The 20803-nt window shown below is 44.8% G+C and carries 22 protein-coding genes; 1 reads left to right on the forward strand and 21 read right to left on the reverse strand.

Annotated features, from left to right (window positions below; translation table 11 throughout):
* Nucleotides 1-19 precede the first annotated feature (19 nt).
* From BUA78_RS00685 to BUA78_RS00780, 20 genes are all read right to left on the reverse strand, one after another.
* Complete coding sequence (locus BUA78_RS00685) at nucleotides 20-1867, reverse strand: aldehyde ferredoxin oxidoreductase family protein (RefSeq protein ID WP_072910355.1); 1848 nt, start codon at nucleotides 1865-1867, stop codon at nucleotides 20-22.
* Nucleotide 1868: 1 nt separating this feature from the next.
* Complete coding sequence (locus BUA78_RS00690) at nucleotides 1869-2267, reverse strand: 4Fe-4S binding protein (RefSeq protein ID WP_072910356.1); 399 nt, start codon at nucleotides 2265-2267, stop codon at nucleotides 1869-1871.
* A 96-nt stretch (nucleotides 2268-2363) separates the two neighbouring features.
* The gene (locus BUA78_RS00695) at nucleotides 2364-3512 is read right to left on the reverse strand and encodes an NAD(P)/FAD-dependent oxidoreductase (protein WP_072910357.1); all 1149 of its coding nucleotides are present in this window, start codon (nucleotides 3510-3512) and stop codon (nucleotides 2364-2366) included.
* Nucleotides 3505-3795, reverse strand: coding sequence for a (2Fe-2S)-binding protein (locus tag BUA78_RS00700; protein WP_072910358.1), 291 nt, complete (start codon nucleotides 3793-3795; stop codon nucleotides 3505-3507). The genes BUA78_RS00695 and BUA78_RS00700 overlap by 8 nt, the downstream gene beginning before the upstream one ends.
* A gap of 1 nt (nucleotide 3796) precedes the next feature.
* Complete coding sequence (locus BUA78_RS00705; protein ID WP_072910359.1) at nucleotides 3797-4291, reverse strand: 4Fe-4S binding protein; 495 nt, start codon at nucleotides 4289-4291, stop codon at nucleotides 3797-3799.
* 15 nt (nucleotides 4292-4306) lie between these two features.
* Nucleotides 4307-5383, reverse strand: a complete 1077-nt coding sequence (locus tag BUA78_RS00710) for an NAD(P)/FAD-dependent oxidoreductase (protein ID WP_072910360.1) — start codon at nucleotides 5381-5383, stop codon at nucleotides 4307-4309.
* Nucleotides 5380-5685 (reverse strand): (2Fe-2S)-binding protein, encoded by a 306-nt coding sequence (locus BUA78_RS00715; protein ID WP_072910361.1) that lies wholly within the window; start codon nucleotides 5683-5685, stop codon nucleotides 5380-5382. Before BUA78_RS00715 ends, BUA78_RS00710 begins: the two co-directional genes overlap by 4 nt.
* A gap of 289 nt (nucleotides 5686-5974) precedes the next feature.
* Nucleotides 5975-7705, reverse strand: coding sequence for a sigma 54-interacting transcriptional regulator (locus BUA78_RS00720; protein WP_072910362.1), 1731 nt, complete (start codon nucleotides 7703-7705; stop codon nucleotides 5975-5977).
* A 169-nt stretch (nucleotides 7706-7874) separates the two neighbouring features.
* A complete protein-coding gene (locus BUA78_RS00725) occupies nucleotides 7875-8579 on the reverse strand; it encodes an ABC transporter ATP-binding protein (RefSeq protein WP_072910477.1) in 705 nt (234 codons plus the stop codon).
* Nucleotides 8580-8585: 6 nt separating this feature from the next.
* A complete protein-coding gene (locus tag BUA78_RS00730; RefSeq protein ID WP_072910363.1) occupies nucleotides 8586-9356 on the reverse strand; it encodes an ABC transporter ATP-binding protein in 771 nt (256 codons plus the stop codon).
* 13 nt (nucleotides 9357-9369) lie between these two features.
* The gene (locus BUA78_RS00735; protein WP_072910364.1) at nucleotides 9370-10269 is read right to left on the reverse strand and encodes a branched-chain amino acid ABC transporter permease; all 900 of its coding nucleotides are present in this window, start codon (nucleotides 10267-10269) and stop codon (nucleotides 9370-9372) included.
* A gap of 9 nt (nucleotides 10270-10278) precedes the next feature.
* Nucleotides 10279-11151, reverse strand: coding sequence for a branched-chain amino acid ABC transporter permease (locus BUA78_RS00740; RefSeq protein ID WP_072910365.1), 873 nt, complete (start codon nucleotides 11149-11151; stop codon nucleotides 10279-10281).
* Between the two features lie 95 nt (nucleotides 11152-11246).
* Nucleotides 11247-12443 (reverse strand): ABC transporter substrate-binding protein, encoded by a 1197-nt coding sequence (locus BUA78_RS00745; RefSeq protein ID WP_072910366.1) that lies wholly within the window; start codon nucleotides 12441-12443, stop codon nucleotides 11247-11249.
* A gap of 92 nt (nucleotides 12444-12535) precedes the next feature.
* A complete protein-coding gene (locus BUA78_RS00750) occupies nucleotides 12536-14284 on the reverse strand; it encodes a sigma-54 interaction domain-containing protein (protein WP_072910367.1) in 1749 nt (582 codons plus the stop codon).
* A gap of 160 nt (nucleotides 14285-14444) precedes the next feature.
* On the reverse strand, nucleotides 14445-15149 hold the full coding sequence (locus BUA78_RS00755; protein WP_072910368.1) for an ABC transporter ATP-binding protein: 705 nt from the start codon (nucleotides 15147-15149) through the stop codon (nucleotides 14445-14447).
* Nucleotides 15149-15916, reverse strand: coding sequence for an ABC transporter ATP-binding protein (locus BUA78_RS00760; protein ID WP_072910369.1), 768 nt, complete (start codon nucleotides 15914-15916; stop codon nucleotides 15149-15151). The genes BUA78_RS00755 and BUA78_RS00760 overlap by 1 nt, the downstream gene beginning before the upstream one ends.
* Nucleotides 15894-16868, reverse strand: coding sequence for a branched-chain amino acid ABC transporter permease (locus tag BUA78_RS00765; protein ID WP_072910370.1), 975 nt, complete (start codon nucleotides 16866-16868; stop codon nucleotides 15894-15896). The genes BUA78_RS00760 and BUA78_RS00765 overlap by 23 nt, the downstream gene beginning before the upstream one ends.
* A 10-nt stretch (nucleotides 16869-16878) precedes the next feature.
* Nucleotides 16879-17760: a branched-chain amino acid ABC transporter permease gene (locus BUA78_RS00770; protein ID WP_072910478.1), complete on the reverse strand. Its 882-nt coding sequence runs from the start codon at nucleotides 17758-17760 to the stop codon at nucleotides 16879-16881.
* A gap of 69 nt (nucleotides 17761-17829) precedes the next feature.
* A complete protein-coding gene (locus BUA78_RS00775; protein ID WP_072910371.1) occupies nucleotides 17830-19011 on the reverse strand; it encodes an ABC transporter substrate-binding protein in 1182 nt (393 codons plus the stop codon).
* 403 nt (nucleotides 19012-19414) lie between these two features.
* Complete coding sequence (locus BUA78_RS00780; protein WP_072910372.1) at nucleotides 19415-20056, reverse strand: adenylate kinase; 642 nt, start codon at nucleotides 20054-20056, stop codon at nucleotides 19415-19417.
* 177 nt (nucleotides 20057-20233) lie between these two features.
* Between BUA78_RS00780 and BUA78_RS00785 the strand changes: the two genes are divergently transcribed.
* Nucleotides 20234-20467 carry a hypothetical protein gene (locus BUA78_RS00785; RefSeq protein ID WP_072910373.1) on the forward strand — a complete coding sequence of 78 codons (234 nt, stop codon included), beginning with the start codon at nucleotides 20234-20236 and terminating at the stop codon, nucleotides 20465-20467.
* Between the two features lie 126 nt (nucleotides 20468-20593).
* Here BUA78_RS00785 and BUA78_RS20950 read toward each other — a convergent pair whose 3' ends face one another.
* Nucleotides 20594-20707 carry an RCKP-type rubredoxin-like domain-containing protein gene (locus BUA78_RS20950; protein WP_338011586.1) on the reverse strand — a complete coding sequence of 38 codons (114 nt, stop codon included), beginning with the start codon at nucleotides 20705-20707 and terminating at the stop codon, nucleotides 20594-20596.
* Nucleotides 20708-20803 lie beyond the last annotated feature (96 nt).

A 20803-nucleotide genomic window follows, 5' to 3' on the forward strand; every position in this document is an offset into this window, starting at 1 on the left:
TGGAGGCAAATCCAGTTTCTTACGCCAACTTTCTACTAAGTCCTTGCAATTCCTGTACCACAAACCCAAGCCCCATCTGCTCCAGTTTCTCTCGGGTGGGTAGACCGTTTTTATTCCAGCCACGCAGGTTGTAATAGTCATCCAGCAGGTATTCCAGAGCTTCTTTGGTAAGGGTATCTCCGGCATTGGGGCCACTGGTCACTGCTTCTTCATAGAAACGGGCCGGTGGATAGTCGTACTTTCTACCGTAATCCTCAATTTCTCTCCAGGCAAAGGCCCGGGTAAGGTTCCATACCTTTTCAGATATCTTCATGAGATCGTCCTGGGAATAGTCAAAACCGGTAATATATCGGAAGATCTCTGGATAGTGTTCCAATTCAAAGCCGATTTCAACCCACTGTAGACGGCAGCAACCAATGAGATCAAAGAATGGACGAATATGCTGCAGTTCCACTACCTTTTGGGCCTTACCTTCCAACACCTTCCTACCTACGGCCATGTCATGGGTAACGGACCAGGCGCGACTGTGGTGGGCACCCAGATCACAGGTCATATAAGCCAGCATGTTGGACGGAGCGCTGCGAGATTCGTAACCACTCCACTCCAGGCCTTTGATTTGAATGGCAAAATTCGTTGAGCCACGGCCAAATTGTTCTGCTGCGTATTTAACACCCTCGGCCAGAACATTACCGATGCCCTGCCGAGTCGTGATTTGTTCTGCCAAGAACTTAAAACTGTCCACATCGCCAAATTTAATTTCACGTCCCACCTGTTCAGTGGTGATAATACCCTTTTCAAAACATTCCATCGCAAAACCGATGACATTCCCGGCAGAGATGGTATCTAGACCCATTTCATCACAGAGGTAGTTCATATAACCCACCTGCTCAATATCGGTGAATACACAACTACCAGCGATTAGAGCTGTGGTTTCATATTCCGGGCCCTCGGTATAGACATCATATTCCTTAACGTAACAGTATTTACCACAGGGGCTGGGGCAACCAAAGCACCCCTTGTCATTAATCACCATTTTCTCTCGCATAATCTTACCATCTAAGGCTTCGTTACCCTCCAGATAGGAAGATTGGAAGTTTTTAGTGGGAAAAGCACCAATTTTATTAGCCCACACAGGAACACCTGCTGTACCATAATCCTGCCATTCGTCCAGGTTTTCCTTAGCAAAGCAACCCTTCAACATTTCCTTTCCCTTGGCTACAGCAGTAGTCATATCTGCCAGGGGAATGCTCTTGCTGCCACAAATGGCAATGGCTTTGATATTCTTACTGCCCATCACGGTACCCATGCCGGTGCGTCCTGCCTGACGGCCAAAATCGTGGGAGATGCAGGCATATTTCACCAATTTTTCACCGGCGGGTCCAATGGTGCAAATTTGAAAATCTTCACCCAGTTCATCTTTGAGGGCTTTTTCAGCTTGCATTGCACCCTTACCCCACACATGGGCAGCATCCCGTATTTCAACTTTATCGTCTTCAATATAGAGGTAACTGGGTTTTGCAGCAGCACCTTCTAAAATAATAACATCGTAGCCGGCATATTTCATTTCAGCAGCAATGTGACCACCCATGCAACTCTCGCCATAAATACCGGTGGCCGGTGATTTAGCCCCGAAGCTTACCTTACCGCCTGCAGGTACCAAAGTGCCAGCCAGAGGGCCGGTGGACATTACCAATTTATTGTCTGGACCCAGGGGGTCGATGCCGGGTTTTAATTCATCCCACAGAATCTTAGCAATGAAGCCCCGTTGACCAATCCATTCACGGGCCATCTCTACCCCCAAGGGTTGAACTTTCACTTCTCCAGTAGAAAGATTAAGGCGCAAAACGTTCCCACCATAGCCATTCATGCTACTGCACCTCCTTGCTGTCTGCATCGTATAAGGCACCTCGCTGACAAAGTTCCACACATTGGCCGCAGGCTACACACTTAATAGGTGCCTGTTCCGCACGGTGACGAAACATAGCTTGCGAGGGACAGGCTTCCATGCATTCACCACAACCCGTGCATTTTTTTTTATCGATGTGATAAACACCGGCTATCTCATAAATTGCTGCAAATTGACAGGTGGCAGCACAAACCCCACACTGGTCGCAAATTTTAATCTCGTAGTGTCCAGGAGCGGGAAAGTGACCAATGATTTTCAAAGCCGCCTTTTTGGGGTTGTTCTCCGCAAAGTTGTGCAAGCCGCAAATGACCTGACAGGTGCGACAGCCTGAACAACGGGCTTCGTTTAATGCTATTCTCAAGTATTTTCACACTCCTGTTGTCTATTCTATTTGATGTTCGCTAACTTATTGCAAAGGGTTAGTTTGGGGATGGTGTTATTTTCTGATTAACCTTTACTACACTACCGAAGGCTCCACAAACAATTCTCCCCGGGCAAAGCGGCTAAAGTCGAACATGCTGATGGGCAGGCTGGTTTCCTCACCTAAAATGTGTTCCGCCATCAGTTTGCCGGTCATCGGTGCAATCATAAAGCCATGTCCGGAGAAGCCCGCAGCTAGATGAACTCCTTCAAAACCGGGAACACTGCCTAAAATCTGCTGACGGTCCGGAGTAAGGTCGTAAAGACCGGCCCACTGACGCACTACCCGAAGATTAGCCAGTGGTGGCAGCAAGAAGGTAGCCTTGGCAGCCATCTCGTGCAGGAACTGCCAGCTGCCGTTAAAATTATATTCCTTTGGTTCGTTGGGGTCACCCAGTCCCATGACAAAGCTGCCGTGAGGTACCTGCTGACAGTACAGCCCATGGTAGAAACTCATAACCATGGGACCCTGCATCATCTCTACCGGCTCGGTAACTAAGATTTGGTGACGCTCAGGTGTAATGGGTAAATCGATGTCGATGGTGGCGGCTAAATCCCGGGAATAGGAGCCGGCACAAAGTACTACCACGGGAGTTTCGATGACACCTTTGTCAGTTTCCACCCCGGTAATCCTACCATCCTGGGCCAGCAATTGCTTGACCTCGGTGTACGTCATAATTTCTACACCCAGACGCTCTGCCGCCTTGGCGTAGGCATCGGTGGTTTTAAAGGGGTTACAATGGCCATCTTTGCCACAGAAGGTTGCTCCCAGTAAACCCTGGGTGTTTAAATGAGGTACGATCTCTTTGGACTCTTCCGGGGTAACCCAGCGGGAAGGAATCCCCAGCTTGTGCTGTACTCCCAGGTTCTTGTGAAATTGTTCTACCATCTTCTCGGTATAGGCCAATAGCAGGTAGCCCCCCTGCTTAAATTCGATACTGTCCTGATAACCCAGTTCTTCCTCCAGGTTTTCAAACATTTCGATACTGTTTTTGGCCAGCAGACAGTTAGTCTCGGTACCAAACTGCATACGCACACCGGCACCGCAGCGTCCGGTGGCACCGCTGGTGAGGTATTTCTTTTCAATAAGAACAATGTTTTTAGCACCTTTTTTAGCTAGGTTATAGGCAATGGAGCAACCAATGACACCACCGCCAATAATTACATAATCTGCTGTTTTATTCATGGTTGATACCTCCCGCCAGTACTCCCAGTTTCACCGCAGTGGTGGGTTGACGAAATACCGTGAGAGGGATATCCTTGACCGGGCGTCCGGTGGCCCTAGCAATTTCATTGATCAACAAAGGAGTACAGGTACGCCCTTGACAAGGTCCCATACCGACCCGCAGCAACCGTTTTAGCTGTTCTAAATCGGTAACACCTTGATTGATGTACTCCCTGATTTCATCTAAGGTAATGTCCTCGCAACGGCACAGGATGGTAAGGTTTTTATCTTTTTCTTGACACATCTTACCGCACCTCCTTAACTCTGAAGTGCCGGACTTCCATCATTTGTTCCTTGGGCACTGCCAACCAAACAATGACAGTACGATCCTGTACCTTGGTGTTTTGCACCTTGATCACCTTAGCTTCTGCCACTGCTTGCCCGCCGCGATTAATGGCCGTAACAATTTCGCCAACCTCCGGTAGGGGCAAAAACTCGTAGGGGATCTTCACCAGGGCTTCGTTATCAGAGTAGGTGGCATCCACCACAAAGATAGCTAAGCCAGGACAACGACTCATGCAAGAACCACAGCCATTGCATTTATCAAAATTGATTTGTGGACGTTCATTAATATCATTAAATTCTTGGATAGCTCCCTGTTTACAACTGTGGTAGCAGGGATCGCATGGTATATTTTGAAAGCACTCGGCAATGGCTACGGGACCTTTGGTCAAACGTTCCGCGGGTGGCAGTACCGAGGTTACCTCTTCTGCGGTAGGGATTCCGTTTTGTGACAGCATAAACATCTCACTCCTTTATAGGCTGCACTGGGCCAGGCCCTTGCGAATTTTTTCTCCCACCGGGCCCGAACGCAGACCAGCCAGTTGATCCAGAACATTCTGGCGGTCAGCTGTCAAAGTATCACTGGTATAGCCCAGACTGGCGGCAGCATTGATGCCGGCTAGAGCACCCTCCATCATGGCAGCGGAAGCTTCTTCAATACCGGAAACGTCACCTGCCACGTAAAGGCCCGGTACTGATGTTTCCAATTGCTCATTGCGGAAGGGCACATTACCTCCCAGTTCCGGCACAAAGGTCATTTGGCAGCCGGCTTGCCATAACAATTCGGTCAGAGGGGTGAGACCCACCGACAAACAGATGACATCGGCCTCAATCTCCCTTTCGGTACCTGGGATCGGTTGCCAGTTATCGTCTAACTGAGCAATGACTGCCCCCTTCACTTCACCTTCACCCTCAGCTCGCAGGATGGTGTGTCGGGTATAAATGGGTACCCCGGCACGGACTACTTTAGCAGCGTGCACCCAGTAAGCACCGATGCGGGGAGCACCCTCAATAATGGCAGCCACTTCCACTCCGGCCTGGAGCAATTGATAACTGACAATCACGCCAATATTGCCAGCCCCAACCATTAACACCCGTTTGCCGGGCTTTACTCCGAATACATTAACCAAGGTTTGTACGGCTCCAGCACCGTAGACCCCAGGTAAGTCGTTGTTAGGAAAAAGCAACGTCTTCTCTGCTCCTCCGGTAGCAACAATAAAACGCTCTGGTTTGATCGCCATGATTTTCCCAGCCTGTTCTACCAGAAGAACTCCGTCCTCATAGTGGCCTAGAGCCGTGGCTTCCGTTAGTACTTCAATTTTTTCATTGGCCATGACCTCATTGGCCAGCTCCAAAGCAATATCAATACCACGCTCTGATGCCCTTTGTTGTTTGGAACCAAAAAAACGGTGAGTTTGCTTGATTAACTGACCACCTAAGTAATCGTTACGGTCGATTAAAATCACCTGGGCTCCCAGTTTGGAAGCATTAAGAGCTGCCGCTAGACCTGCCGGGCCACCCCCAACAATAGCAATCTCTATTTGTCTCACTTCAACTCACCCTTCCCCTTCTGGGTTTCCACGTTCATTCCCTCACGTAGTCGTTCCACGCACACCCTTACGTTAGGTTCGCCGTTCACTACCATTAAACAGGACGAACAGTTACCTATATTACAAAATAGCCCTCTGGGGCGGTGTAAGTGGCCACTCTCACGCATCGTACGAATACCTGCTGCGTGTAACGCAGCGGCAATGGTTTCCCCTTCATGACCTTCCAATTCCCTACCGTCAAAGGTAAACTTCACAATTTTTCCAGTCTTGAATTCTAGTATTGGGTGTTTTTTTATGCGCATGGACGATACCTCCCTTACTTAAAAATAAAGCAATTTTTATGCCAAATCGACTAATAGTCTCCCACCAAGGGACGTCACAGTTGGTAGCAATAGCTAAAAACCTCGCTGTTAACGTGTTTTGAGAAAAGTAATAATTGCAAGAATATTGTATACATAAAAGAAGACACGTACATGTACGCATCTTCTTTTATAGGCATATTATTTTTGTCTAACTAATTGCACACATTGTCGGTTTTTCTGACAGTGTTGTTTGTACAGATATAGATTCAATAAAAAGGTTTAGCTAAAGCTACATGATGCCTAACTGGTGCATCTTATAGTAAAGGGTACTCCTGGGAATGCCCAGCATCCGTGCAGCCTCTGAACGGTTGCCATTAACCTGTTTTAGAGTACGAATAATTAATTCTCGCTCGGTTTGTTCAGTAACCGAAGCCAGACCCACGGCGGTATTTATCTGATCCTGACGTGAACTTAACTTTAAGGTGTCTGGAATGGAGCTTTCCAGCACAGTATCGTCTTCTGTTAAAATGACCATTCTTTCGATGATATTCTTTAATTGCCGGATATTTCCGGGCCAAGAGTAGGCCAGGAAGGTAGCCATAACCCCCGGTTCCAACTTGCTAATCTGTTTGTGATAGAGTTGGCTGAATTCCTGCAAAAATAGATATACCAATTCTGGAAGATCTTCTCGTCTTTCCCGTAAGGGTGGTATTTCTAGGGAAACTACATTTAAACGATAATATAAATCCTCACGGAAAGTAGCGTTAGCCATCATCTCTTCTAAGGAGCGGTTGGTGGCAGCAATAATTCTCACATCCACCTTGAGGGGGGTGGAGCCACCCACCCGGAAAAAGATACCGTCCTGCAGTACCCTCAGGAGTTTCACCTGCATATCCAAGGGCAATTCGCCAATTTCATCCAAGAACAGGGTACCACCATCAGCCATTTCAAAAATACCTGCTTTACCTTTTCTGTCTGCTCCTGTAAAGGCTCCGCTTTCATAGCCAAACATTTCACTTTCAAAAAGGCTGGGAGGGATGGCAGCACAATTGATCACACAAAACTTTTTCGCTACCCTGGAACTGGCATCGTGGATGGCTTTGGCAAACAGTTCCTTGCCGGTACCGCTTTCTCCTCTCAGGAGTACCACAGCGTTGGTAACAGCAGCTTTTCTCGCCATATTGATTAATTCGACCAGGCGTTTATTATGACCTTTGATGGTTGCAAAGGGATTCTTGTTACTGCTGGATATCTCATGAATCTCATTTTCCAATCGTTGTACTTGTGCACTGGCCTGATTAAGTTTGTGGTTTAATTGTACAATTTCCGTAACATTTTTCTCTGCCGTTACACCGCCGATTACTTTAGGTCCTAGACGCACTGGCGTGGCATTAATTAAAACATGAGTACCTTCCAGCGGTTGATGAGGTAGCGAACGAATTTCCTGCCAGTCCTTATTCACTTTGGTTACCACCAGATTGGAGAAGAACTTATGAACAGGTTGTCCAATAATGTCTTGATCTTTTATACCATAAAGTTCTTCAGCCCTACTATTCCAGGTTACAACAATATCATTACTGTCTACTATGCAAATGGCCTCATCTACTGTTTCAACCACTGCATTAATACGGGCTTCGGTTTCACAAAGCTTTAAGGCTAGATTGTGGAATACTTGGTCATAAGACAATACCCCCAGGACTTTTCCCCTTGCATTACGACAAACCAAGGCATGATACCGCAATTCTGGTAGGAAAGCTAAAATCTCCCTATCCAGATCATCTTCATCCAAGGAAGAGAAATCCCTTTTCATAACTTGTTGAACTAAAACATCCGATTCCAGCTTGCGGTTAATTGCATCTTTCCAGAGTAACACACCAACGAGCCTATCCTTCTCCATTGCCAGGACCACAGGACGATTGGGGACACCCTTTTCCCTAACCTCGCCAATGGTGGTAACAGGCGTAACATGAAGGAGATCTTTATATAACATATCTTTAACTGTCAAGAACCCTTTGTGCATATAATCACCAGATCCTACTTTTATTGGCATATCGGAAAGTATAAAGCGCAAACTAAGCTTCTGTCGTCTTTAAAGACTTGGCGCTCCCTAAGGCATAACCTAAAGGTCATAACCTTATGGTCACAGGCAGGTAAACAAACCAAGTTTTTCTAATCTATAGTATACTCCGTTATTCTCCTAAATAGGCTTTTTGTACCTGTGGGTCATTGGCCAAATCTTGTGCCGCACCGCTTAGCACCACTTCCCCGGTTTCCAGAACATAGGCACGGTTGGCAATGGATAAAGCCATATGGGCATTTTGCTCTACCAATAAAATGGTGGTACCAGACTGATTAATCTCCTGAATAATGCTAAAAATCTCTTGCACCAGCATGGGAGCTAAACCCATGGAGGGTTCATCCAATAACAACAGAGTAGGCCTAGACATCAAAGCTCTACCCATAGCCAGCATCTGCTGTTCACCACCAGAGAGGGTACCAGATAACTGTCCCTTGCGTTCTTCTAGACGTGGGAAACGTTCAAATACTTTTTTAATGTCCAGTTTGATATTAGCTTTATCGTTTCTGCTATAGGCACCCATTTCAAGGTTTTCCAGTACAGTCATCCTAGTAAATACCCGGCGTCCTTCGGGTACCTGACTGAGTCCCAGGTTGACGATCTGGTGAGGTGGCAGTTTGATAATGTCTTGCCCTTTATAGGAGATGGTTCCTGTATAAGGGCGGATTAATCCCGATATGGTGCGCAGGGTGGTGGTTTTACCGGCACCGTTGGCTCCAATTAAGGCCACAATTTCACCTTGATCCACCTGGCAGGAAACTCCCTTTAAAGCCCGTATTGCGCCATACGAAACATGTATATCATTTATTTCAAGCATCATGGCCTAGCCCACTTCCTTTCCCAAATAAGCGGCAATAACGGCAGGATTACTTTTAATTTCAGCAGGAGAACCTGCTGCTATTTTTCTGCCATAGTCTAAAACCATAATGCGATCGGACAAATTCATCACAAATTTCATGTCGTGTTCCACCAGAAAAATGGTCAACCCTTTGTCTTGTATTTTGCGAATCATACTCATAAGGGTTTGTTTTTCTTGAGGATTCATACCTGCTGCCGGCTCATCCAGTAGAATCAATTTGGGATTACTGGCCATGGCCCGGGCAATCTCTAAACGGCGCTGCTCCCCATAGGGTAAGTTCTTAGCCAGTTCGTCAGCTTTATGATCTAATTCCAGTATTTTCAAGGCTTCCATGGATTCTTCGGTAATTGCTCTTTCCTCAGCTTTCACCCCTGGTCCCCGTAAAAGTGCTCCTAAAAAACCTGCCTTGGTACGGCAATGCCTGCCAATTTTTACATTATCAAGTACTGTCATCTCACTGAACAGGCGAATGTTCTGAAAGGTTCTAGCAATTCCCAGCTCAGTAATCAAGTGAGGTTTATATCCATTAATAAGTGTACCACGAAAACGAATTTCACCACTGCTAGGCGGGTAAATCCCCGTGATAAGGTTAAAAATTGTACTTTTTCCGGCACCGTTTGGGCCAATGAGAGCACGAATGGTGCCTTCTTCTATTTTCATATCTACACTGTCTACGGCAGTCAGGCCACCGAAACGGATGGTTACATTGTCCATTTCTAAGATTGTCTTTGACATTCCCTCACCTCCATCAGTTGGCCCCGCCAGACGCGGAAGTACCTGTGGTTTGCACTTTCTTTTTAGCAAATAAACGGCTTAATTTCACGCCACCCAGTAAACCTCTGGGACGGACGATCATCATAAAGACCATTAGTAAGCCATAAATCATCATACGATAATCAGCTACAAAACGTAAAAATTCAGGTGCTAAGGTTAAAACAGTGGTCCCCAAAATAGCACCAGGAATACTACCTAATCCACCCAACACGATAAAGGCTAAGAAATCAAAGGATTTTACGAAGCCAAAGTCCTGCGGATTAAGATATTGAATTAAATGTGCATATAGGCCACCGCCGACACCTGCAAAAAAGGTCCCTAAGGCAAAGGCCGTAATCTTCGTTTTGGTTATATTAATACCCATGGCCTCGGCTGCAATTTCATCTTCACGGATGGCTATTAGAGATCGGCCAAAACGAGAATTCTCTAATCGAAACATAGCTAAAATGGTAATGAAGACCAAAATAATTACCATCGTTAGTGAAGTGGAACGAGGTATCCCTGCTAACCCCAAAGCGCCGCCAGTAATTTTCATGTTTAAAAAGACAACCCTTACAATTTCGCCGAACCCTAAAGTAGCAATACCTAAATAGTCACCGGTTAAACGTAAGGTTGGATAGCCCAACAAAATACCCCAGATAGCTGTCATGAGACCGGCTGCTAAGAGAGCCACTACAAAAGGAAGCTGTAGCTTAAGACTAATAATAGCAGATGTGTAAGCGCCAATGCTTAAAAAAGCAGCATGACCAAAGGAGAGTTGTCCAGTAACACCGGTAATCAGGTTTAACCCGAGAGCAGCTATCAGGTAGATACCCAGCATGGTTAATACCTGTATATAATAATCATTCAAAAACATGCTGAAAATACTATCCATAGCTCTAACCTACACTTTCTTCTGGATTGGACGTCCTAGCAAACCCGTTGGGCGGAACAGTAAGACAATAATCAGTAAAGTAAATGCGATAGCATCCTTATACGTATCAAAGCCACCGGCAATCCCTAATGTTTCAGCAACTCCTATAAAGAGGCCTCCCAACATAGCTCCGGGAATACTACCAATTCCACCCAGTACCGCCGCACAAAAGGCTTTTAAGCCGGCTGTAACACCCATAAAGGGAGATACAGAATTAAAATATAGCCCCACCAGCACACCACCTGCAGCGGCCAGAGAAGAACCTATGGCAAAGGTAAAGGAGATTACTCGGTTGACGTTAATTCCCATTAACGCACTGGTGTCATAGTCTTCGGAAGCTGCCCGCATGGCTTTGCCAATCTTCACATATTTTACAATAAAATGAAGTCCTGCCATTAATAAGCTGGCAACCACCAGAATGATAATTTGCACCTTACTAATTTCAATGGGTCCTAGTTTATAGAGAGCATCTTCCATGACATGAGGAAAAGGAATTGGCTGAGGGCCTTTAATTTTAGTCATCAAGGTCTGTAAAAAAATGGAAAGTCCAATGGCAGAAATAAGTGGTGCCAGACGCGTGGAACGACGTAAAGGGCGATAGGCAAAGCGCTCTATGGTAACCCCCATAATCACACAAGCCAGCATAGCTGCCGCCAAAGAAACAACTAATCCCTGTTGAAAAACAGTTATCATGAATACCCCGACGAAAGCCCCAACCATATAGATTTCTCCATGGGCAAAGTTGATCAATTGTATTATACCGTACACCATGGTATAACCCAGGGCTATCAGTGCATAAGTAGCACCAAGTGTTATTCCGTTCAGTATTTGCTGCGATAGCATAGAACCATCCTTTCTATCGGGATTAAACAAGGATTGCAGCCATTACGAATCGCAATGGCCGCAACCATTTAAAAAAGCTTTTTCACCAGGGAAAATTATTTAACTTCGATGGTATCCTTAACTGCTAACTTACCTTCTTTAACTTCTAGCAAGTAGACGGGGCTTTTAATAGGCTCACGACTCTCGTCAAAGGTAATGGTACCGGAAACGCCTTCCCAATTTTTGGTTTTGGCCAGTTCAACACGGAATTTTTCAGGGTCATCACTATTTGCTGCCTTAATGGCATCGGCAATTAACATAACCGCATCATAACCCTGTACGGAGAAGTAATCGGGCTGTACACCATTGTTACCGGCTTTGTAAGCCTCGATAAATTTCTTGGTTTTATCACTGGATTTGGTTTCGTCAACTGCAAAGCCACAGAAAAACATGGAACCTTCAACAGCTTCGGCACCCATTTTAAGGAATACGTCGGACATAAGGCCATCACCGCCAACCAGAACGGATTTAAGGCCCTGCTTACGTACTTCTTTCATAAACAGTGCACCCTCGGTATAGTAACCAGTGAAGATAATGCCGTCGGCGTTTTTATCCTTGATGGCGGTAACCTGGGCGGCAAAATTCTGGTCGCCATCCTGAATACTTTGTTCCCCTACGATCTCCATTTTGTTTTCGATCAGGGCCTCTTTAAACAAATCAGTCAGACCAACGCTAAAATCATTGTTCATAGAAGTAACGACAACTACTTTTTTCCAACCAAGTTTTTCATTCAGATATTTTGTTACCGCAGGAGCCCCTACGGAGTTTAATAATACATCACGGTAGATGTAATCACCAATTTCAACTACACCGGGGCCCACAGCACCCGCAGACAATAAGACAACTTTGTTTTGTTGGGCAATCGGTGCTGCCGCCTTGGTAATGCCGGTAGTAGGATCTCCAATGATGGCAACTACTTTATCACGGGTAATGAGTTTCTGAGTAACAGTAGTACCCTCGGAAACTTTACTGCCATGATCTTCTTCCACAATCTCAATTTTCTTGCCTAGCAGGCCACCAGCTGTGTTGATATCTTCCACAGCCATTTTTATACCTTTCAAGGTTTCAACACCATAGGCTGCGTGTCCACCGGTTTTAGCTCCCAGGAAACCAATTTTAATGGTGTCCCCACCAGTTGCAGCTTTCTCACCCTCAGCTTGCTTCTTCTCATCGCCGCCGCCACCGCAGCCGGTTAAGAGCAGGGCTGTAATCATTAAAGCGCTGAGAATAAAGTAAATTTTGCTTTTTTTCATCTCTTTTTCTCTGCTCCCTTTCTAATTTTTTGTACAGTTATTGATAATTCGACTAAAAGCCCCAATCACCTCCTAGAAAAGATAAGAATACTTTATCCTTTTGCAGGAATGCCCAGTTGACGAAGTTTATAATAAAGGGTGCTTCTGGGGATTCCTAAAACCCTGGCTGCTTCGGAGCGATTACCTCTCACCTGCTGCAGGGTTTTTAGGATCAATTGTTTTTCAGCCTCAACAGCTACACTCATCAATTTTCCCTGAGTCACCGGGCTGGTGACCACTGAAATGTAAGTATTTCGTCGTAAATTTTCCGGTAAGGATTGTTCGTCGATGGTTTCTCCTTCTGTGAGTACCACCAGTCTTTCCACAGCATTTTTCAGTTCCCGCACATTCCCCGGCCAGGAATAGTCCAAGAAAGAAGTCATTACCGCAGGTTCTAATTTATTGATAGACTTATCGTATTTTGGACTGAATTCTTGTAGAAACAGGTGTACCAATTCGGGGATATCCTCCCTGCGATCTCGTAAGGGAGGTATTTCTAAGGAAACAACATTTAATCGATAGTATAGATCTTCTCTGAACTGACCTCGGCTGATCATAGTCTCTAAATCACGGTGAGTAGCTGCCAAAACCCTTACATTTACCTGGACCGGTTGGGACCCCCCTACCCGATAGTAGGTGCCTTCCTGCAGTACTCTAAGCAGCTTAACCTGCATTTCCACTGGCATTTCGCCTATTTCATCCAGAAACAAGGTGCCGCCGTTGGCCAGTTCAAACATACCTGGCTTACCTTTGCGATCCGCCCCGGTGAAGGCACCACCTTCATAACCAAACAATTCACTTTCAAAAAGGTTCGCTGGTATAGCTCCACAATTGACTACAATAAAAGGAAACAAGTGACGGTGACTATTCTGGTGGATAGCCCGGGCAAGAAGTTCTTTGCCGGTGCCACTTTCACCCCTTAACAGAATTGTTGCATCGGTAACACTTACTTTTTTACCAAAGGAAATTAGGTTTCGAATAGTCTGGCTCCTGCCAATCAACTTGCGAAAGGCATCGTCCTGGCCAGACATTTTCTTTATTTCCTGTTCCAGCAACTTCACTTGGGAACTGGCGCGGGTCAATTCCTGATTTAGTTGCACCACCTCGGTAATATCCTTTTCCACCGACAAGCCGCCCAGTACCTCTTCCCCCGCCATTACCGGAGCCGAATTAATAAGCACATGGGTACCTTCACAGGGTTGGTGATAGTGACCCTTCAATTCCTTCTTTTCGTGCATGCAATTACTGACTCTGAGATTGGAGAAAAAATCTTCAATACGGTGGGTCAGAATAGAATCAGCATTTACACCATATAGTTCTTCTGCCTTGGGATTCCACATGACTACGCGGTGTAATCTGTCAATCCCACAAACACTTTCATTTACCTGATTTAAAACACTGTCTAAATAAGCACGCATCTTGATTAGTTCATCATGTATTGCACCGGCCACTGCCAGTGGTTCCAGCATAGCAAGAAACTGCCCCGCAGCATTGGTTATTATCGGTACATCTGTTGGTTGCTTTAACCACTTGGTCATTAGTTCCTCAGAAGATAATTGTTCTGGAATAAAAATAGCCTTTCTCCAGGCAAGGGAACCTAAAGTTTCACTTTCCAAAGAATATGACATATCCGATGCTAAAACAACCATGTAATGATTGTTAACGCACAATAACAATCCACCCAGCAAACCTGACTGCAGTAATACCTGACCTTCTTTCACTAAAGTGGCAGCGTCCACTTCCTGTACAGGCAGACTGCGCAATTCACAGGCCTTTGAGTGAAATAAGTGATACCTCCTCATACCCCATCACATCCAGGTTTTTATTCATTATCGGTTAATAAATTTAAATTCCACAAATTCAATTAAAATTCCTGCATATTTTTGAATGTTTTAATAAATCAAGCCAGCCTTTTGTGCAACTAATTGACATAGAAATGGCATCTACATGACGTTTATGAATCTAGCCACCTAAATATGCTTTTTTCACCTCTGACGAATTGAGAAGATTTTCCGCATCCCCGGCCAGTACAATACGTCCTGTTTCCACTACATATCCTCTATGAGCAATCGATAAAGCCATTTTAGCATTTTGCTCTACCAATAAAATAGTTGTTCCTTGTTGGTTAAGTTCTTTGATAATCGAGAAAATATCTTTTACCAGGATGGGTGACAAACCCATGGAGGGCTCATCCAACAGTAGTAATCTGGGCTTTGACATTAAAGCTCGACCCATCGCCAACATTTGTTGTTCGCCACCAGATAAACTGCCTGCTAATTGATTTTTTCGTTCCTTAAGTCTAGGAAACCGATCGTAAACCTTTTCTATCTCTGCTGCCACTTCTTTTTTATTTTTGTTTAAGAAAGCACCCAGTTCAAGATTCTCGTAAATCGGCATGTTGGCAAAAATTCTGCGACCTTCAGGAACCTGAGTTAAACCCCTTTTCACTAACTCTTGGGTAGCCACGCCGGTAATTTCTTTGCCTTCGAAACGAATCTGGCCACTTTTTGCTTTAATCAAGCCACAGATTGTATTGAGGATCGTGGTTTTACCCGCCCCGTTGGCACCAATCAGCGTTACTATTTCACCCTGGGAGACCTCCAGGGAAATACCTTTAATGGCGTAAATTGCTCCATAATAAACATGAATATCTTCCACTTTTAGCATTAGGAAGCCTCCTCTCCCAGATAGGCTTCAATCACCCGACGATTATTCTTGATTTCTTCCGGTGTGCCCTGGGCAATGATCTGACCGTAATCTAAAACGTAGATTTTTTCGCAAACCCCCATCACTAGTGACATATCATGCTCGATCAACAGGATCGTCAGGTCAAATTGATCACGAATCCAGTGAATCATTTCCATTAATTCGTGAGTTTCCTGAGGATTCATACCTGCTGCCGGTTCATCTAGTAACAGGAGACGAGGCTGTGTAGCCATAGCCCTGGCAATTTCTAGTCTTCGCTGTTCACCATAGGGAAGGTTGTTGGCTAACTCCTCCCACTTGTGCTCAAGTTTAAATATCTTTAACAATTCCATCGATTTTTCATACATCTCTTTTTCGCCACTATAAAAACCTGGTAAGCGGCAAATGGCTCCCCAAACTCCGTATTTAGCATGGCTGTGGTAAGCGATTTTTAAATTATCGATTACCGACAGGTCTCCAAACAAACGAATATTTTGGAAGGTTCTGGCGACCCCACAATGATTAATTTGATAAGGCTTTAACCCTAGCAAACTTTTACCATCTAATTTTATATCCCCTTCAGTGGGCAGATAGACGCCTGTTAGCATATTAAATGCGGTTGTTTTGCCTGCTCCGTTAGGACCAATTAACCCGGCCAAATCATTTTTGTTTAGTTCCAGGTTTAAATTGCTGACGGCCCTAAGACCTCCGAAAGATATGGATAGATCACTGACCGATAGCAGTGCCATGTTGTTTTCCCTCCTTATCTTTCGTCTTACGTCTAAACATTTTCAGGCTAAACTCTTTGGTGCCCATCAAACCTTGAGGCCTAAACAACATGACAATAACCAGTAATAATGCATAGATCACCAAACGTAAAGCTGCTAATTTCTGCAAAGCGGCTGATAATATGGTTAAACCAACGGCAGCAATAATGGAGCCGGTAATACTGCCCTGCCCACCCAACACAACCATGACTAAAATATCAAAGGACTTTAAAAAGTTAAAGGTACCTGGTTGAATGGTATAAAAATAGTGTGCATGTAAACCACCGGCCAGACCGGCAAAGAGAGATCCGATGGAGAAAGCCATTACCTTATACTTGGTGGTATTAATGCCCATAGCCTCGGCGGCAATTTCGTTTTCTCTGATGGATATGGTTGCTCTACCGTGGGTAGAGTTGACAAAGTTGGCAATAACAATAACAGTGAGTACGGTTAACCAGAAGACCAAGGTCCAGTTGGTTAATTTGGGTATGCCGGAAAGGCCATAGGCACCTCCGATATAATCAATGTTAACAATAACACCACGAATAATTTCGCCAAAACCAAGGGTAGCAATGGCTAAATAGTCACCCCGCAGGCGCAGGGTGGGTAAGCCTACTAAAATACCAAAAATACCGGCCAAGAGTGCCCCAAACAAAAGTGCCAGCCCAAAGGGCAACTGAGTTTTTAGGGTAATTATGGCCGCACCGTAGGCACCCACAGCCATAAAGCCAGCGTGACCAAGAGAAAACTGTCCGTTAAAACCGTTAATTAAGTTCAGGCTGACAGCTAGAATAATGTTAATACCAATGAGAATCAGGTTTAACTCATAGTAGGGGTTAATAATACCTAAACCCACCATCGCCTGAACAGAGGCCCAGAAGATGATAAGAACCGCCAGAATAGCAATTTGTTTTCCGATCTTACGCTGAAACATTGACCATCACCTACACTTTCTCCCGGACATTCTTACCAAACAAGCCGGCCGGTTTAACAATCAAAATGATGATAAGGATAATGAAGGCTACCGGGTCACGGTAAAGAGATTTGCCATAACCACTGACCATGGCTTCCACAATTCCCAGCAAAAAGCCACCCGCCATAGCACCGGGAATAATGCCTATGCCGCCCAGTACAGCAGCTACGAAAGCTTTTAAACCGGGCATAATCCCCATCAACGGATTAATGGCATTGTAATAAATACCCACCAATACACCGGCGGCGGCGGCCAAGGAGGAGCCAATGGCGAAGGTGAAGGAAATGGTGTTGTCAACGCTGATCCCCATTAATTGAGCAGCTTGTTTATCATGGGAAACTGCCCGCATAGCTTTACCTATCATTGTCTTGTGAACGATATACTGTAACAACAGCATTAGAGCAATCGTCACCACGAGAATAATAACTTGACGACTGCTGATAACTAAACTGCCAAAAAGGTTATACTGCACATCAGACAATACCTGCGGGAAGGAACGAACTTCTGGCTTCACCAGTAACATCATACTGTATTCTAAAAATAAAGAAACACCGATGGCAGTAATTAAGGCCGCAATTCTCGGAGCGTTACGCAATGGTTTATAAGCCAGTTTTTCAATAACCACTCCAAGCACAGCACAAACAGCCATGGCCATCAGCAGTGACGGCAGGAAAGGCCAACCCAAAATCGCAATAGCAAAGAAGCCCAAGTAGGCGCCCACCATGTAAATATCACCATGGGCAAAGTTGATAAGCTTAACAATCCCGTATACCATTGTATAGCCAAGGGCGATCAGTGCGTAGATACTCCCCAGCGAGATGCCGTTAATTAGTTGTTGTATAAATTCTTCCAAGGAGGCCACCCCAATCAGTGTAAATAGTGTGAGGGGGAATTCCCCCTCACTTTAAATCCAGTTCGTTATTTAGGGTTTCACGTAAGTCTTGTAGGTTTGCTTGCCGTCTTTCATTTCTAAGATAACAGCACCTTTAATGGGGTTATGGTTTTCATCAAAGGAGAGTTTGCCAGTGACAGCCTGCACTTCTTTAGCACTAATCAAGGCATCTTTAATTTTTTCGGGTGTGCCATCTTCAGAACGCTTAACGGCATCTACCAGAAGAATAGCGGTATCATAACCAAGGGCAGCAAAAGTATCAGGAACTTGACCGAATTTAGCCTGGTACTTTTCTACAAAGGATTTAATCGTGGGATCATCCTGCTGAGAGGAATAGTGGTTGGTGAAGAAGGTGTTATTTAAAGCTGCAGCACCGGCAATCTCAGGCAGTTTGGGAGAATCCCAACCATCACCACCAAGGATAGGAACGTTGATACCAATTTCACGACTCTGCTTGACGATTTTACCAACGGGCTCGTAGTAAGCAGGTACATAAATAACGTCTGGGTTTAGTCCTTTAATTTTCGTTAAGGTAGCTTTAAAATCTTGATCTTCAGGGACAAAGGCTTCTTTCGCTAGGATTTGACCACCCTGCTTAATGAAAGATTCTTCAAAGAATTGAGCCAAGCCCTTAGCATAAGGAGACTGATTATCGACGTAAAGAACAGCCGTTTTAGCTTTTAGATCATTGGTAGCAAAGTTAGCCATCACAATACCTTGGAAGGGGTCGATGAAGCAAGTACGGAAGACATAGTCACGTACTTTTTTCGTATTAGGATCAACAGTAACGTCTAGAGCGGTTCCAGAAGGCGTGATAATCGGCACCTTGTTGTCTGTGGCAACCTGCATATAACCCATCGTGTTACCGGAAGTTGCTGCACCCATGATGGCTACAGCTTTGTCCTGGGTAATTAGACGAGTAGCGGCATTGGCAGCCTCGGTGGCATCAGACTTGTTGTCCAACACTTCAAATTTTATTTGCTTACCAAGAACGCCTCCGGCAGCATTCACTTCATCAAAGTATAATTGCGCACCATTTTTCATGGCAGTACCAAAGGTGGCCACAGCACCGCTTAATTCTAGGTTACCGCCAATAATGATTTCTTTAGCATCAGCTGCTTTTTTCTCTTCGCCGCCAGCGCCACAGCCAACTACTAGGGCAGCCAGCATTACCACTGCTGTTAACAGTGCATACAAACGAAACTTTTTCATAAACATCCTCCTCTTAAATATAGGGTACCGAGTAAACTTCTGCCAACACCACTGTCAGTCCTTTGACCACCTCCTGGTCGATTATTTAGTCAGACTTGATTAAAAATTTCTACGAAAAGAATATTCCACGATCTCGAATAAATTCCTTCTCGATTGTTAAATAATTTTGTGTTTTTTGTTAGGGTAAGAGTGTTTAATATATTGACGATATTTTTTGTCACAGAGAAAAAATACGCTAACCCAGCTGCCACGACACTGTAGCAACAGAGTTATTTCCCCTACTACCCCTGTCACTTCTTCCTATAACCAAGGCAAGCAAGCCCACTGCCAATGACAAATAGTCTTTTTGTCCATAGAATAAAAAAACTCCCGCTATCCATGATAGCGAGAGTTTTTATTGACTCTATTTTACTGCTGCCAGAATGTCAGCTAATACTTTGCTGATTTCCTGATCTCCGTTGATGCCCTTGAGAATGCCCTTTGCTTCATAATAGTCAATTAGAGGCTTGGTTTTCTCAATGTAAGCATTTAGGCGGGTACCTACGGATTCTTCATTGTCGTCGGAGCGCTGATATAATTCTCCACCACAGCTATTGCACTTTCCTTCTGCCTGAGGGGGATTGAAAATGACATGATAGGAAGCACCGCAACCTTTGCACACACGACGGCCAGTTAAACGGGCCATTAATTTTTCCAGCGGAACTTCAACATTTACAACGCCATCAAGCTTGATGCCCATATCTTGCAGAGTAGCATCCAAAGCAGCGGCTTGTTCTACCGTGCGAGGGAAACCGTCTAACAGAAAACCTGCTTGGCAGTCAGCCTGGGACAAACGGTCTTTTACCATGCCAATAACAACTTCATCGGGCACCAAAGCACCTTTGTCCATGTATTCCTTAGCCTTTTTACCCATTTCGGTGCCTTCTTTGATGGCAGCGCGGAACATATCCCCGGTGGAGATGTGGGTGATGTTCAATTCTTTAACCAGTACTTCAGCCTGGGTACCTTTACCGGCTCCAGGGGGTCCCATAATTAATAGATTCACAACTATCCCTCCTGATTTTATAATGACTCGTCCATAATTAATATTGTATATTATATCACAAACTGGTCAATATGCGTTTATGATAAATATAAAAAACAAACAAAAAATGTTTTGATTGGAATACGTTTGCATAAGGGTTATAATGTTGCTAAAAATGTCGAAAGGATTGTTTATTTTATGAAAGTCGATGTAGACAAATTTGTTCAGGAACACCAAGAAGAAATTATTACATTAGTAAACAATAGCCTAAACCGGGCCGGTGATCTTGTCGCCAAGAAAGTGCAAGCCGGTGAACTAGGGACAACCATACAGGATGTGCTACCCATTATGCTTTATGAGATTTTGCTCACAAATACGGTAGCAACATTGCGACTTGCTGCTGAGATGGTCAATGAGGGTAGCGAAGCCTAGTAATCTTTTGCTATCAAACTTGACCTTCAGCCGTTAGTTTTAGGTTTTCAGTTTAGGAAGTTAGTAAAGAGTAAGCCATCAGTTGGACGTAAACCGTAACTGATGGCTTTTGGTTTTACTGACGTCTTACTTCGCTTCTTCTTTTACGTAATCCTCTTTTGTCCCACCGCAGGCGCATTTTTGAGGACGGCAACGTCCTTCCTTAGTAGCACCACATTTCTGACACTTCCAAACAGCCATGAGTCTGCACCTCCTTTGGTTAACGTCTTTTGGGCAAAAGCTTGTTTCAACTCATACTCTCTACTTTAGCAAACGGCCTTTAGCTATCGAATGACT

Source organism: Desulforamulus aeronauticus DSM 10349, from assembly GCF_900142375.1.
In the GTDB taxonomy this organism is placed as follows: Bacteria; Bacillota; Desulfotomaculia; order Desulfotomaculales; family Desulfotomaculaceae; genus Desulfotomaculum; species Desulfotomaculum aeronauticum.

Coding starts and splice junctions, on each gene's coding strand:
- BUA78_RS00765 (WP_072910370.1), bottom strand. CDS start 16,868: ATGTTTCAGCGTAAGATCGGAAAACAAATTGCTATTCTGGCGGTTCTT.
- BUA78_RS00730 (WP_072910363.1), bottom strand. CDS start 9,356: ATGTCAAAGACAATCTTAGAAATGGACAATGTAACCATCCGTTTCGGT.
- BUA78_RS00740 (WP_072910365.1), bottom strand. CDS start 11,151: ATGCTATCGCAGCAAATACTGAACGGAATAACACTTGGTGCTACTTAT.
- BUA78_RS00785 (WP_072910373.1), top strand. CDS start 20,234: ATGAAAGTCGATGTAGACAAATTTGTTCAGGAACACCAAGAAGAAATT.
- BUA78_RS00700 (WP_072910358.1), bottom strand. CDS start 3,795: ATGTGTCAAGAAAAAGATAAAAACCTTACCATCCTGTGCCGTTGCGAG.
- BUA78_RS00725 (WP_072910477.1), bottom strand. CDS start 8,579: ATGCTTGAAATAAATGATATACATGTTTCGTATGGCGCAATACGGGCT.
- BUA78_RS00775 (WP_072910371.1), bottom strand. CDS start 19,011: ATGAAAAAGTTTCGTTTGTATGCACTGTTAACAGCAGTGGTAATGCTG.
- BUA78_RS00695 (WP_072910357.1), bottom strand. CDS start 3,512: ATGAATAAAACAGCAGATTATGTAATTATTGGCGGTGGTGTCATTGGT.
- BUA78_RS00720 (WP_072910362.1), bottom strand. CDS start 7,705: ATGCACAAAGGGTTCTTGACAGTTAAAGATATGTTATATAAAGATCTC.
- BUA78_RS00735 (WP_072910364.1), bottom strand. CDS start 10,269: ATGGATAGTATTTTCAGCATGTTTTTGAATGATTATTATATACAGGTA.
- BUA78_RS20950 (WP_338011586.1), bottom strand. CDS start 20,707: ATGGCTGTTTGGAAGTGTCAGAAATGTGGTGCTACTAAGGAAGGACGT.
- BUA78_RS00705 (WP_072910359.1), bottom strand. CDS start 4,291: ATGCTGTCACAAAACGGAATCCCTACCGCAGAAGAGGTAACCTCGGTA.
- BUA78_RS00685 (WP_072910355.1), bottom strand. CDS start 1,867: ATGAATGGCTATGGTGGGAACGTTTTGCGCCTTAATCTTTCTACTGGA.
- BUA78_RS00715 (WP_072910361.1), bottom strand. CDS start 5,685: ATGCGCATAAAAAAACACCCAATACTAGAATTCAAGACTGGAAAAATT.
- BUA78_RS00760 (WP_072910369.1), bottom strand. CDS start 15,916: ATGGCACTGCTATCGGTCAGTGATCTATCCATATCTTTCGGAGGTCTT.
- BUA78_RS00755 (WP_072910368.1), bottom strand. CDS start 15,149: ATGCTAAAAGTGGAAGATATTCATGTTTATTATGGAGCAATTTACGCC.
- BUA78_RS00745 (WP_072910366.1), bottom strand. CDS start 12,443: ATGAAAAAAAGCAAAATTTACTTTATTCTCAGCGCTTTAATGATTACA.
- BUA78_RS00750 (WP_072910367.1), bottom strand. CDS start 14,284: ATGAGGAGGTATCACTTATTTCACTCAAAGGCCTGTGAATTGCGCAGT.